Below are 12,686 nucleotides of genomic sequence, written 5' to 3'. Positions count from 1 at the left end.
GCCCCGCCCGGACCACCGGGCGGGGCCGGCCGCAGGACGCGGTGCTCGATCCGCGCGGCTGCCGGCCGGACAGCCCGGCCGGCAGCCGACGGTCAGCCGGCCAGCAGCTGGCTGCGCAGGTCGCGCAGGTCCCGCTTGTCCAGGCCGAGGCCGGACCTGAGGTAGTTGTCGAAGGAGCCGAACTTCTGCTGGACCTCGTCGAAGCCGGCGTTCAGGTACTCGGGGCGGACGTCCAGCAGCGGCTTGTAGAGGGCCTGGTAGGCCGGCGGCAGCTGGGCCAGGGTGGCGGCGTTCTCGGCGGCCCGGTAGGTGTTGCTGGCCAGGTAGTCGGCCTCGACGGTGGCGCGCGGCACGCCGAGCGCGGTGAGCAGGGCGGCGGAGGCCCAGCCGGTGCGGTCCTTGCCGGCGGTGCAGTGGTAGAGCACGCCCTCGTCGTCGCGCTCGGCCAGGGCGTTGAACACCGAGTGGTAGGCGGCCCGGGCGCTGTCGGCGGAGACCATGGTCCGCTCGGCGTCGATCATGGCCTGGACGGCGGCCTGCGGGCTGGTCACGTTGAACGCGCCGGTGTCGGCGGCGCCCAGGACGTTGGCGTCGACCGCGGTGGCGCCGGCCGGGATGCGGTCGGGCGCGGTCTTCTGCTCGCCGGGGGTGCGGAAGTCGAAGACCTCCTTGACGCCGAGCCGGCGGAGCTTGGCGAGGTCCTGGTCGGTGAGCTTGCTGAGGTCGCCGGAGCGGTAGACGACGCCCATCCGGACCCAACTGCCGTCGGCGGTGCGGTAACCGCCGGCGTCCCGGAAGTTGGGGGCGGAGGCGAGGTGCAGGGAGCGGTCGGCGACGGTGAGCGACTCGCCGGTGTCCGGGACGAGCTCGAAGAACCAGCGGTCGGCGGCGGCCAGCCCGGCGACCGTCACGGTGGCGGTGCCGGCGCCGCGGGCGACGGCCTTGCGGTGGCTGATGTCGTCCGGGCCGGTGCCGGCGTAGACGGTCACGTTGCGGGCGCCGGGGGCGGTCCAGGTCAGCGTGAAGGTCCCGTCGGCCTGCTGGACGGCCTCGGCGGCGGTGAACGGGATGGCGTGCGCGTGCTGCTTCGCCGCTGCCGCGGGGGCGGCCCGGTCGGGGCCGGCGGCGATGGCCAGGGCGGGGGAGCCGAGCGTGAGTGCACCGGTCAGGGTCAGTGCGGCGGCCAGGCGAATGCGGGTGGAGGTCATGATCGGGGACGGTAGGCAGCCCCGGGTGGTGGTTCGTGGCCGCCGGATGTCGCGGTGGCAACAAGATGTTGAAGAGCAGTCGTTGGAGGGACCCGGTCAACCGGGCTGACTATTCGAATACAGTGCGGGTGCGCGCGATCGGCCGTCGGGCGCGACCCGGCCCCCGGACGAAAGGCACCGACTCGTGATGCCACTGTGGTCACGCGCGCAGCAGCAGGACTTCCGCAGCCGAGTGCGGGGCTGTCTGCTCGGCGGTGCGATCGGCGATGCGCTCGGGGCCGGCATCGAGTTCGAGTCGTTGGAGAAGATCCGGGCCGCGCACGGCCCGCAGGGGGTGGCCGGCTACGTGCCCGCCTACGGGCGGAGCGGCGCGATAACCGACGACACCCAGATGTCGCTGTTCACGGTCGACGGTCTGATCCGGGCCCACATCCGCCGCGACAGCGGCGGCTGGCACCCGCCGACCGACGTCCACCTGGCCTACCTGCGCTGGGCCGCCACCCAGCGCGACTGGGGCCCGGACGAGCGGCGGGCCGACCTCGGCTGGCTCGGCCGGGAGGAGTGGCTGTACGCCCAGCGGGCGCCCGGCCAGGCCTGCCTGTCCGGGCTCTCCGGGCCGGAGGCCGACCGGCTCGGCACCGTCGAGGCGCCCAAGAACCCGCACTCCAAGGGCTGCGGCACGGTGATGCGGGCGGCGCCGTTCGGGCTGCTGACGTCCTGGGAGCCGGGGCTGGTCTTCCAGCTGGCGGTGGAGTGCTCGGTGCTGACGCACGGCCATCCGTCCGGCTACCTCTCGGCCGGGGCGCTCGCGGTGATCGTCCACACGGTGGCCCGCGGCGGCACCCTGGAGGAGGGCGTGCACCTCGCGCTGGCACTGCTCTCGGAGCGGCCGTCGCACGAGGAGACCACGGCGGCGCTGCGCGGGGCGCTGGACGCCGTCCGGGCCGGGGAGCCGTCCGCGGAGCGGGTGGAGGCGCTCGGGGAGGGCTGGGTGGCCGAGGAGGCGCTGGCGATCGGGGTGTACTGCGCGCTGGTGGCGTACGACGTGAAGTCGGGGCTGCTGCTGGCCGTCAACCACTCGGGGGACAGCGACTCGACCGGGGCGATCTGCGGCAACCTGCTGGGGGCCCTGCACGGTGACACCGCGCTGCCGCCGGAGCTGCTGGCGGGGCTGGAGGGGCGCGGGACGATCCTGGAGATCGCGGACGACTTCGTGCTGGAGCTGCTGCACGGGCCGGAGCTGCACGGGCCGGAGGCGGCCGGGGGGACGGCCTGGGCGGTGCGCTACCCCGTCGTCCACTGACGGCGACGGCCGGCCGGCTGCGGTCGGCCCTGGCGGTGGAGGGGCGGTGCCCGCCGCGGACGGCCGGCGGACACCGCTGTGTGCGGACCCGGTAAAAGGTGGCGGTCGGTCAGATCTCGCCGAAGGCGCCGGCCCCGGCGGCGGTGGCGAAGGCGGTCCAGGCTTCCGGGGAGAAGTGCAGCTGCGGCCCCTGCGGGTCCTTGGAGTCGCGCACCGCGACGGCGGCGGCACCCGGTACGGCGATCTCCACGCATGCGCCGTTGCCGCCGCTGTGGCTGCTCTTGCGCCAGGTCAGGCCGTTCTCGAACTTGGTGATCATGATTTGTACCCCTCTGCGATATTGGCTATCAGTGACCGGCTCTCCACGACGCCGAGGGCCGCGGCCCTCAGGTGGTCGTAGAGTCCGGTATAGCGGCGGACGTCGGCGTCCTTCTCCAGGTAGAGGTCGCTTGTCACCCCTTCGAAGTAGACAACCGTCGAATCCGCCGATTCGGGGAACTCCATCAGGGAAAATGTCCCGGTCATGCCGGGGTGCGCGCCGTGCGAGAACGGGATCACCTGCAGGTTGATGTTGGACCGCGCGCTCAGATCGAGCAGTTGCACCAGCTGGCCCGCCATCACCGCCCGGCTGCCGACCTCGCGGCGCAGCACGGCTTCGTCTATCACCGCCCAGAGGCTGCCGAGCTGGTTCTCCCCGTAGATCCGGCTCTGCCGCTTGAGCCGCACCTCCACGCGGCGGCGCACCGCCGTGGTGTCGGTGTCCGGCTGGGTGCCCTGCACCACGGCCTCGGCGTAGTCCTCGGTCTGCAGCAGCCCGGGTACGAAGGAGGACTCGTACGCGCGGATCGAGGAGGCCTCCGCCTCCAGGCCGATGTAGACGCTGTACGGGATGTCGTTGAACTCGTGCCACCAGCCGCGCTGCCGGGACTCCTTGGCCATCTCCATCAGCCCGGCGCGGATCCGCTCGTCGTCGACGTTGTAGACGTCGCAGAGGTCCCTGACGTCGCGTTGGCTGATGCTGCGGCGCCCGTTCTCCAGGCGGCTGATCTTGGACTGCGAGACCATCAGGCGGCCGGCCACCTCCTCCGCCGTCATCCCCAGGGTCTCGCGAAGTCGCCTCAGTTCGGCGCCGAGCCTTCTGCGGCGCACGGTGGGATTGATGCTCGCGGACACATCGACCTCCGGCCGGACCTCTGGTGATCGTTGGACCGGCAATCCTCGGAACAGTGTGGAAATGGGTACCAACCCCCCTGACTTGGAGCAGCATGTCACCTTGGATCAGGTCGGCGCCGGGGAATCGCTGGAGCGCAGTAGAACAGATCATCGGAAAAGCGCTTCAGCGAGACGGCGGCCGCCCCTGAGTGGTAGGAGCGACAGTACGGCTGAGTGCGGCCGGGTACGGCGAAGGGGCGGCCACCCGGCGACTTCTGTGCCGGGGGACCGCCCCTCGATTGCTGCTGGCTGCTCACTTCGGCTAGCGGCGTGCGCCGCTCACCGCGCGCCCCATGACGAGCCGTCCGCTCACCGGGCACCGACCCGGGTGGCCACGGCCCGCCCGCCGGCCGGCGCGCCACGGCCCGCGGCATGCGGACCTGGTCGGCCGTTCGGCACCGGCGTCGCACCGGCCTGGGCGTTGTTACGGCCCTGCTGGGACGGAAGGCCGTTCTGCACGTCCATGACGGCGTGCGCGACCATCCCACCGAGCGGGTCGTAACGGATCAGGTCGCGCAGCCGGGACCGCGACGACCTGCCCTCGTTGCCCGGGTACAGGTGCTTGCCGAGGCCCACCGCGTGCGCGAGGGCGGCCAGGGCGGCCGTCCTCGGGTCCGGTGGGACCCCGGTCCGGATCGACGTGTCGAGGCGCTGCTTGATGGCAGCGTTCGAGCAGTCGTCCGACGCCTGGTAACGCGTCGTCGGCAGGACCCCGCACACCTGTCCCGGCACCGCAGTGACCATGCCGCACCGTTCCAGGTGCGCCAGGTACGTCTGCCGGAGCCCCAGGCGGGGCCCGCCGATCCAGTGCGCGGCACGTACCGGACTGCCGCGACGGCGCAGCAGTTCCAGGGCGTGGTCCAAGGTGGGGTCGCCGGTGGGCCGTGGCAGTACCACGGCGATCCGGTCCCCATCAGGGACTATCCGTCCGGCCAGGGACAGCTCGACGAGCTGTGCCCCGGCGAGTCCGAGGTCGAGGGTCTGCGGCTGCGCAGTGGTGCCCGTGGTCGGGTCCAGTGCGAGCAACAAGAGTTCCTCGGGAATTGTTCTACGGCTCTTGCCCATCCAAGCCTCCCCGCGTGGATGAGTGACAGCGTGACGCCTCTCACACGGACTTGTCGAGTACGCCTCCGAATCGTGACCTGGCGAGGCCGGCCCGGGAACCGCCGCCCCCGGGCCCGCGTCTGAACACCGGACAGGCCGGGGAACGGCCGTGCGACCGCAATAACCGCCGGTCGGACGGGGTGTGGGCGGCCGGATCGGCCGCCGCGTGGCGGAGACTGTAGTGGTACATGGGGCGGGGCGGCGGCTTCCCGATTTCGGGCCGGCCGTTGCCCCGCCGGGCGTATGAGGAGGCTGGGTTACGTGGGTGAGTCCCCCGACAGGGTGCTGCGCGACGGGGAGCGGGAGCAGGAGCGGGCCACCGGGCAGGACCGGCCGGACGCCGTGCCGGCCGAGGAGCCGCAGACGCCGCCGGGCGCGGCGGCGAAGCCCGGCCGGACCGTGCAGCTGCGCCTGCGTGACGTCGCGGCGGGTCCCGAGGCGGCCGGTCCGCAGGCGTCCGACGAGTCCGCTGACGCCGGTGACTCCGACGCTCCGGGGGCGCCGGGCGAGGCGAAGGGCGGCTCGACCGTACAGCTGCGTGTCCGGGAAGCGGACACCAGGACCACCACCCTGCGGCTGCCCGCGGACAACGCGACCACGGCCCTGCGGCTGCCCGACGAACTGTCTGATCCGCCCGCCGCGACCGGTACCACTCCTGGTGGGACGGCTGCCGACGACGGGGTGGCGGAGGCCGGTGCGGCGGCGGAGGACGCTGCCCCGGCGCCGGAGCGGCCGTCCGGCGTCGACCCCCGTCTCGCGATGCGGGACGGCGCGGCCGCCCCGGCGTCCGCCGCGGAGACGGTGGAGCCGGGCCAGGCCGAGAAGCTGGAGAAGCCGCAGCCCCGTCGGCCCGCCGAGCCCGGCCCGGCCGCCGCCGGGGTGGTGCCGGTGCCGCCGGCCCCCGCCCCCGTACCGGATCCGGACCCCGTCCCCGCCCCGGAGCCGAAGCCGCTGCCGGAGCCCGAGCCGCAGCCGGAGCCGCTGCCCGCCCCGGAGCCCGTTCCCGGTCCGGGCCCGGTGCCCGCGCCCCTCCCCGGGCCGGAGCCGAAGCCGCTGCCCGTCCCCGAGCCACTGCCGGCCCCGGAACCGCTGCCCGTCCCCGAACCGCTGCCCAAGCCGGAGCCGCTGCCCAAGCCGGAGACGACGTCCGAGGCGATGCAGGTGCTGGCCGCGCTGAGCGCCCGCCCGGTGTCCCCGCTGCGCCGGGCCGTCAAGCGGATCACCGTCTGGACGATCTTCCTGGCCCTGGTGCTCGGCGTCGTCGTGGCGGCCCAGCTGCTGCGTCCGCTGCCGGCCGCCGAGGTGCGCCTGAGCGCGGCCGGTTCCTTCACCTTCACCGGCAGCCCGCTGGACATCCCCTGGCCGGCCAAGGGCCAGTCGGCGGCCGAGGTGGTCGGTGTGGGCAGCATGGGCAGCTCCGGCCCGGAGACGCCCGCCTCGATCGCCAGTGTCGCCAAGGTCATGAACGCGTACCTGATCCTGCGTGACCACCCGCTCAAGAAGGGCGAGACCGGCCCGAAGCTCACCGTCGACAAGCAGGCCGCCCAGGAGTCCAGCGACGCCGACCAGTCGAAGGTCACCCTCGTCGAGGGCCAGCAGCTCTCCCAGTACGAGGCGCTGGAGATGCTGATGCTGCCGTCCGCGAACAACGTGGCCCGGTTGCTGGCCCGCTGGGACGCGACGACGGAGGAGGCGTTCGTGAAGAAGATGAACGACGCCGCCGCCCAGTTCGGCATGGCCAACACCGTCTACGCGGACCCGGCCGGTTTCATCGCCGAGACCAGGAGCACCGCGAAGGACCAGCTGAAGCTGGCCGAGCAGGTCATGAAGAACGACGTCTTCCGGCAGATCGTCGCCGAGCCGGACACCACCTTCAACGGCCAGCGGGTCTTCAACACCAACACCCTGCTCAACGCGAAGACGGGCGTGATCGGCGTCAAGACCGGGTCCAGCACCCCGGCCGGCGGCTGCCTGATGTGGGCGGCGGTCAAGGACATCGGCGGCACCCGGCGGCTGATCCTCGGCGTCACGCTCGGCCAGCCCGCGGTCGGTTCGGAGGGCATCCTCAAGGCCGTCCAGAACGTCAGCGCCCGGCAGATCACCGCGGCGCAGAACGGCCTCGCCGGCCAGACCCTCGCCAAGCAGGGCGACGTCGTCGGGTACGTGGACGACGGCCTCGGCGGCCGGGAGGCCGTGGTGGCGGCCCAGGACGTGACCGTCGCGGGCTGGGACGGCATCACCGCCACCCTGAGCCTGGACCCGGCCAGGACCGGCCACCGGGCGCCAGCCGGCACCCAGGTGGGCGTCCTGCGGGCCGGTGACGGGGACGCGAAGGTGGAGGTCCCGGTCGTGCTGAAGAGCGACCTGGCCCCGCCGTCGATCCTCTCGCGGCTCACCCGCGTGCTCTGAGACCGCCACGACGGAGGGGACGGGCGCCCGGTGCGCCCGTCCCCTCCGTCGTGCCGCGGCCCGCCGGGGAGCGCCGTGCGGGTCAGCCCGTGCGGGTCAGCAGCGTCACCGTGAGGCCCCGGACCTGCCGGACCTCGGTCGGTGCGTAGTGCGCCCGCAGGGCCTGTGCCTTGTCGGCGGAGAGGGCGGGCAGCGGATCGGTGGCCTCGCCGGTGGTCACCAGCCAGATCCGCCCGCCCTGCCCGACGCACTGGGCCGCCACCGCGCACTCGACCGGGTACAGGTCGTCGGCCTCGGCCGCCGAGCTCCGCAGGAAGACCGGGTACGGGCGGACGCCGTCCGGCAGGTAGAAGTCGACGCCGGCGCCGATCATCGTCCAGTTCTGCTCGCCGTAGGGCGCCACCAGGCCGTCCCCCGGGCGGTAGCCGGCCGCTATCAGCCCGGCCGCCGACCGGTAGTCCTGGTGCCAGTCGTGGCCGAACGCACCCCGGATCGCGCGCTGCTGCGGCAGGACCAGCCAGCCCGGAACCGCGACCACCGCCAGTGCCAGCACCGCGCAGACCGGGACGGGCGCCAGCCGCCGGGCCGCCGCGTACAGCGCTCCCACGCCGCCGCCGGCCAGCGAGGCCCAGGCCGGCAGGGTGAAGAGCAGGTAGCGGTCGAGGAAGTACGAGGTCGAACCCTGTGAGACGGCCCAGACCACCACCACCGGAACGACGGCCAGCAGCAGCAACTGCACGCCCGCGAGCCGGCGCCCCGGCCACAGCAGCGTCAGCGCGGCGAGGGCCAGGAAGAGGTGGAACACGGTGGAGGTCGAGAGCAGGACGTCCCAGAACAGCCTGAGGTCCGCCGTCCCGGGCGCGGCGAGCCAGCCGAGCTGGCGGCCGGACTGCCGGCTGCCCAGCACTATCAGCGGCACCACGGGCAGCACCGCCGCCAGGACGGCGAGCGGGTACTGCCAGAGCAGCCGCAGCTTCACCGCCCGCCGGGTGCTCCACAGGTGGAGCAGCACCAGCGGGAGCTGGCCGCTCAGGGTGCTGAGGGAGACCAGGTGGGCGCCCCCGGCGAGCGCCATGCAGGCGCTGTAGCCGGCCCACCGGCCGAAGCCGGGCCGGTCCAGCGCCCGGAGCAGCAGCCACGTCGCCGCGGACACCGCGCAGGCGACCAGGGCGTACGCCCGCGCCTCCTGGGCGTACCGGTCGGCGGCCGGCAGCACGACGAGGAGCAGCCCGCCCGCCACGCCCGCCGCCCGGCTGCGGAACAACCGCTCGGCGGTGAGCGCGGAGAACGCCGCGGCGCCGGCCATCGCCAGCACGGAGGGCAGCCGGAGCATGACGGGCGAGTCACCGAGGACCGTCGTCCAGCCGTGCATGATCACGTAGTACACGCCGTTGCTGGCGTCCACGTGCTGCAGCATCTGCGCGAGCTCGCCGAGGCCGCGCGTGGAGGCCGTCCAGGTGGAGATCTCGTCACGCCACAGCTGCGGGGTGGAGAGCCGCCAGCCGCCGACGAGCAGCGTGACGAGTGCGGGCCAGAACCAGACCCGGCCGGTCAGGCGGGTCACGGCGCGGGCAAGCGCGTTCGAATTCATTGAGCGTGGCCTCGGGGACGGGAGAGAACGTCGTGAGGTTGCCTCGGGCGGACGAAGGCGTACGAAGGCGGCCGAATACGGCCGAATGCGCCTCCCTGATCACTGAAGAGGATAGCTGACGAAGCATTCGGTCCTTCGCCGAACCGGAGCCGGCCGGCGAAGGTTCACGGTGTTCTCATCCGCGGCGCGGCTCCCAGCGGAAGAACCGCCGCCCGAGCACGGCCGCCCCGGCCGTCCAGGCGGCGATCACCAGCAGGGCCGGCGCCGCGTGCTGCCAGCCGTGCAGCAGGTCGGCCGGGGCGAGCGCGGGGCCCGTCCAGGACTCGGTGCCGAAGGCGCGTCCGAACCAGGCCGTCCGCAGGGTCTCCACCACCGGCGCCAGCGGCACCAGGTGGACCGGCCCCTGCAACCAGTGCGGCATCGAACTGACCGGCGCCACCACACCGCCGGCGAACATGCAGAGCAGCAGCACCGGGGTCGCGACCATCGGCGCCGCCTCGGCGCCCGGCGTCAGCCCGGACAGCGCCACCGCCAGCACGGCGAACAGCAGGAACCCGCCGGTCAGCGCGACCAGGAACAGCAGCGGGTCGGCGGGCGCGGGCGCACCGAACCAGATCACCGAAACCCCGCCCAGGACCACGGTCTGGAGCAGCACCACCGCGCCGGCCGCGCCGAACTGCCCGGCGAAGACCGCCGTCGCCGGTACCTCCGTCCCGCGGAGCCGTTTGAGCACCAGGTCGTCCCGGCGTGCCACCACGCCGTTCAGCAGGTTGATGAACGAGGTCACCAGCGCGAACCCGATGAATCCGACCGTGCTGTAGGCCGCCGCGCCGACACCGGCGATCTCCCGGCCGCGCAGCGGCGCCGCGACCACCAGGTTCAGCAGTACGGGCAGCAGGAAGCCGATGAACGTCGAGCGCCGGTTGCGCCAGAACACCCGCCAGGAGAGCAGGAACTGCCCGCGCGCGTACCCGGGCCAGCCCGGCGTGCGGGGGCCGGCCGCCGTGAGTCCCGCCGAGCCGCTCATCGCGCACCCGCCCGCTCGCGCGCCAGCTCCAGGAAGACGTCCTCCAGTGAGGCGTTGCGCACCTCGATGCCGTCCAGTTCGATGCCGAGGCCCGCCGCCCAGGTGTGCAGCACGGCCAGCGCGGGGGCCGTCCGGGCCACCGTGTAGCGGACGGTGGCGCCCTGGACGTCCGGTGGCTCGCCGAGGACGGCCGGCAGCAGCGCCGCCGTCGTGGCGGCCGGCAGCGGGAAGGTGATCCGGGCGCCGTGCCCGGAGAGGACCTGCTCCACCGTCCCGACGGCGGCCAGCCGGCCCCCGTCCATGATGGCCACCCGGTCGGCCAACTGCTGGGCCTCCTCCAGGTAGTGGGTGGTCAGCAGCACCGTCGTGCCGGCCGCCCGGAGTTCCGTGACCAGGCGCCAGGTGGCGTGCCGGGCCTCCGGGTCCATGCCGGTGGTCGGCTCGTCCAGGAAGAGCAGTTCAGGGGTGTTCAGCACGGCCAGCGCGAGGTCCAGGCGCCGCCGTTCGCCGCCCGACAGCTGCGCCACCCTGGTGCCCGCCCGCCCGGTGAGGCCGACCTTGTCCAGCACCTCCGCGGCCGGCCGGGCGCCGGTGACGAAGGACCGCCAGGAGTCGACCGTCTCCCGGACGGTCAGCTCCTTGAAGAAGCCGCCCTCCTGGAGCATCACGCCCGTCCGCCGCCGGACCAGGGCGCCCTGGGTGTGCGGATCCATCCCGAGGACCCGCACGGTGCCCGCGCTCGGCGCCCGGTGCCCCTCCAGCACCTCCAGGGTCGTCGTCTTGCCGGCGCCGTTGGTGCCCAGCAGGGCGAACAGCTCGCCCTGCGCGACGGTGAAGGAAATTCCCCGCACCGCCTCGTGGGCACCGTAACTGCTGTGCAGATCCCTTACCTCGACGACCGGTCTGCCGGTAATTCCCGAGCCAATGGTGAGTGTCATGGAATACAGGGTGAACCGGGTCGGCCGGTGAAGGCAAGAGAAGGCAACTGCGCACGTCAGAGGGCATGAAAAATGTCACGGGTGACGGTATGGCATTTTGTAGAGGTGAGTTCCTGACATCCCCTACTGCCGCCCTCGGGCGAGCCGGGTGCATAGTTTCCACATCGCCGAAAGCGAGCCGGAGGAAAAGCCGGAAAGCGAAAAGGCGTCGATGGTGACCAGCCCCGCCGGGGCCGGCGCCGCACCCCGGAGGGAGACCACCATGGCCGACAACGAGATCACCTCGAACGAGCAGTTCGACATCGAGATCGAGGAGCTGGACACCGTCAACGGCGCCGGCGTCAGCGTCAGCTCGCTGGCCTGCGCGGCCTGCCCCGTCTCCAGCTTCAGCTCGGTCTCCAACGCGGCCACCGAGCTCACCGAGTAACGGGGGCCTGTGCCGCGGTGAGCCCGCCGGCCGGCGGGGTCACCGCGGCACCCCTGCTCCCTCCCCATCCCCTACCGGTCCCGGGACGCCGGGCCGACAGGCCGACGGAGTTCCACCGGCCAGGCACGGCACCGACCAGGCGTTCCACCGACAAGCAGTGAAGGAGAGCCGGGCCATGGAGAACCTCCGGCACGAGCTGACGCGGTTCATCCAGCAGCCCGCCGCACAGCAGGACCCGCCGGCGCTCTACCGCCGGCTGCTCGCCGAGGCGCCGGTCCTGGACCTCGGCCGGGTCCACGTCGTCTCCGGCTACCAGGAGATCATCACCGTTCTGACCCACCCGGGGACGGCCGTCGACCCGGCCACCGTCGGCCTGCCACGGGCCGGCTCGACCGCCCTCGCCCGGATCGTCAACCGGATGCTCCCGATGCGCGACGGCGCCGACCACACCCGGCTCAAGCGGCTCGCCACCACCGCCTTCAGCGCCCGCCGCCTGGAGCAGATGCGCACCCGGATCGAGAACACGACGGCCCGGCTGCTCGAACCGCTGCTCGCCGGCGGCTCGTTCGACGTGGTCGCCGACCTCGCCGTGCCGCTGCCGGTGGCGGTCTCCTGCGCCATCCTCGACATCCCCGACTCCGAACAGGAACGCGTCACCGGCTGGGCCCGACTGGTGGCCGGCTCCCTCCTCGACGACTTCGGCGACCAGGCCGACCCGGCGCGGATCGCCGAGCTGGACGCCGGATTCGACGGATTCCGCCGCTACGTCGAGGAGTTGTGCGCGGCCCGCGCCGCCGCCCCGGGCGACGACCTGATCAGCCGCCTCACCGTCGCGCGTGCCGAGGGCCGGCTCGACGACGAGGACCTGCTCGCCTTCGTGGTCATGCTGCTCGCCAACGGCCTGGAGACGCTGACCTCCGGACTGGCCCTCGCCGTCTGGCAGCTCCTGCGTGCACCGGGCCTCGCCGAGCTGCTCCGGGCCCGCCCGGACCGGGCGGAGGCGGTCTTCGACGAGGCGCAGCGGCTCGGCAGCCCGGTGCGCGCCAGCGCCCGGGCGCTCACCCGCGACGTGACGCTGGGAGCCACCGTCGTCCCGGCCGGCCGGGTCGCGCTGCTGCTGTACGCGGCGGCCAACCGCGACCCGCGCCGCTTCACCGACCCGGACGTCTTCGACCCGGACCGGGCCGAGGCGCGGCACCTCGCCTTCGGCCACGGTCCGCACCACTGCCTGGGCGCGCCGCTCTCGCTGATGGCGGGCGCCGCCGTCCTGCGGGGCCTCGCCGAAGCGGGCCGCACGCGCGAGCTGAGCACACCGCTGACCGACGGGACCGTCCCGTGGAGTACGCAGTTCGTCTTCGGCGGGATGCGCGAGCTGCCGCTGCGCTGCCCGCCGAGGGCAGCCGCGGCCGGGCCGGCCCTCGCGGTGGCGGGGCGGCCGTGAGCGGCACGGCGACCAGGAAGCCGCCC

Annotated in this window: 11 protein-coding genes; 4 read left to right on the top strand and 7 right to left on the bottom strand. The window is 73.5% G+C overall.

Annotated features, from left to right (window positions below):
* Positions 1-92: 92 nt before the first annotated feature.
* Entirely contained in the window at positions 93-1,208 is a 1,116-nt protein-coding gene (locus tag ACFUK0_RS17950; protein WP_380251167.1) for a tyrosine-protein phosphatase, read from the bottom strand.
* 187 nt (positions 1,209-1,395) lie between these two features.
* Between ACFUK0_RS17950 and ACFUK0_RS17945 the strand changes: the two genes are divergently transcribed.
* Positions 1,396-2,511, top strand: coding sequence for an ADP-ribosylglycohydrolase family protein (locus tag ACFUK0_RS17945; protein ID WP_380251165.1), 1,116 nt, complete (start codon positions 1,396-1,398; stop codon positions 2,509-2,511).
* A 109-nt stretch (positions 2,512-2,620) separates the two neighbouring features.
* Here the strand turns inward: ACFUK0_RS17945 and ACFUK0_RS17940 are convergent, their stop codons facing one another.
* From ACFUK0_RS17940 to ACFUK0_RS17930, 3 genes are all read right to left on the bottom strand, one after another.
* Entirely contained in the window at positions 2,621-2,830 is a 210-nt protein-coding gene (locus tag ACFUK0_RS17940) for a DUF397 domain-containing protein (RefSeq protein WP_380251163.1), read from the bottom strand.
* A complete protein-coding gene (locus tag ACFUK0_RS17935) occupies positions 2,827-3,684 on the bottom strand; it encodes a helix-turn-helix domain-containing protein (RefSeq protein ID WP_380251161.1) in 858 nt (285 codons plus the stop codon). Before ACFUK0_RS17935 ends, ACFUK0_RS17940 begins: the two co-directional genes overlap by 4 nt.
* Positions 3,685-4,032: 348 nt before the next feature.
* Positions 4,033-4,788, bottom strand: coding sequence for a GPP34 family phosphoprotein (locus ACFUK0_RS17930; protein ID WP_380251159.1), 756 nt, complete (start codon positions 4,786-4,788; stop codon positions 4,033-4,035).
* 300 nt (positions 4,789-5,088) lie between these two features.
* Between ACFUK0_RS17930 and ACFUK0_RS17925 the strand changes: the two genes are divergently transcribed.
* Positions 5,089-7,236, top strand: a complete 2,148-nt coding sequence (locus ACFUK0_RS17925; protein WP_380251157.1) for a hypothetical protein — start codon at positions 5,089-5,091, stop codon at positions 7,234-7,236.
* 82 nt (positions 7,237-7,318) lie between these two features.
* Here the strand turns inward: ACFUK0_RS17925 and ACFUK0_RS17920 are convergent, their stop codons facing one another.
* From ACFUK0_RS17920 to ACFUK0_RS17910, 3 genes are all read right to left on the bottom strand, one after another.
* Positions 7,319-8,827: a glycosyltransferase family 39 protein gene (locus tag ACFUK0_RS17920; protein ID WP_380251155.1), complete on the bottom strand. Its 1,509-nt coding sequence runs from the start codon at positions 8,825-8,827 to the stop codon at positions 7,319-7,321.
* 175 nt (positions 8,828-9,002) lie between these two features.
* Positions 9,003-9,854 carry an ABC transporter permease gene (locus tag ACFUK0_RS17915; protein WP_380251153.1) on the bottom strand — a complete coding sequence of 284 codons (852 nt, stop codon included), beginning with the start codon at positions 9,852-9,854 and terminating at the stop codon, positions 9,003-9,005.
* On the bottom strand, positions 9,851-10,792 hold the full coding sequence (locus tag ACFUK0_RS17910) for an ABC transporter ATP-binding protein (protein WP_380251151.1): 942 nt from the start codon (positions 10,790-10,792) through the stop codon (positions 9,851-9,853). Before ACFUK0_RS17910 ends, ACFUK0_RS17915 begins: the two co-directional genes overlap by 4 nt.
* A 262-nt stretch (positions 10,793-11,054) precedes the next feature.
* Here ACFUK0_RS17910 and ACFUK0_RS17905 point away from each other — a divergent pair, with 262 nt between their 5' ends.
* Complete coding sequence (locus ACFUK0_RS17905; RefSeq protein WP_380251149.1) at positions 11,055-11,219, top strand: thiocillin family RiPP; 165 nt, start codon at positions 11,055-11,057, stop codon at positions 11,217-11,219.
* A gap of 175 nt (positions 11,220-11,394) precedes the next feature.
* Positions 11,395-12,660, top strand: coding sequence for a cytochrome P450 (locus ACFUK0_RS17900; RefSeq protein ID WP_380251147.1), 1,266 nt, complete (start codon positions 11,395-11,397; stop codon positions 12,658-12,660).
* The last annotated feature ends 26 nt before the right edge of the window (positions 12,661-12,686 follow it).

The organism is Kitasatospora sp. NPDC057223, from assembly GCF_042669755.1.
In the GTDB taxonomy this organism is placed as follows: Bacteria; Actinomycetota; Actinomycetes; order Streptomycetales; family Streptomycetaceae; genus Kitasatospora.
This window is presented reverse-complemented; position numbering and strand designations above follow the sequence as displayed.

Coding starts and splice junctions, on each gene's coding strand:
- ACFUK0_RS17950 (WP_380251167.1), bottom strand. CDS start 1,208: ATGACCTCCACCCGCATTCGCCTGGCCGCCGCACTGACCCTGACCGGT.
- ACFUK0_RS17945 (WP_380251165.1), top strand. CDS start 1,396: ATGCCACTGTGGTCACGCGCGCAGCAGCAGGACTTCCGCAGCCGAGTG.
- ACFUK0_RS17940 (WP_380251163.1), bottom strand. CDS start 2,830: ATGATCACCAAGTTCGAGAACGGCCTGACCTGGCGCAAGAGCAGCCAC.
- ACFUK0_RS17930 (WP_380251159.1), bottom strand. CDS start 4,788: ATGGGCAAGAGCCGTAGAACAATTCCCGAGGAACTCTTGTTGCTCGCA.
- ACFUK0_RS17920 (WP_380251155.1), bottom strand. CDS start 8,827: ATGAATTCGAACGCGCTTGCCCGCGCCGTGACCCGCCTGACCGGCCGG.
- ACFUK0_RS17915 (WP_380251153.1), bottom strand. CDS start 9,854: ATGAGCGGCTCGGCGGGACTCACGGCGGCCGGCCCCCGCACGCCGGGC.
- ACFUK0_RS17910 (WP_380251151.1), bottom strand. CDS start 10,792: ATGACACTCACCATTGGCTCGGGAATTACCGGCAGACCGGTCGTCGAG.
- ACFUK0_RS17905 (WP_380251149.1), top strand. CDS start 11,055: ATGGCCGACAACGAGATCACCTCGAACGAGCAGTTCGACATCGAGATC.
- ACFUK0_RS17900 (WP_380251147.1), top strand. CDS start 11,395: ATGGAGAACCTCCGGCACGAGCTGACGCGGTTCATCCAGCAGCCCGCC.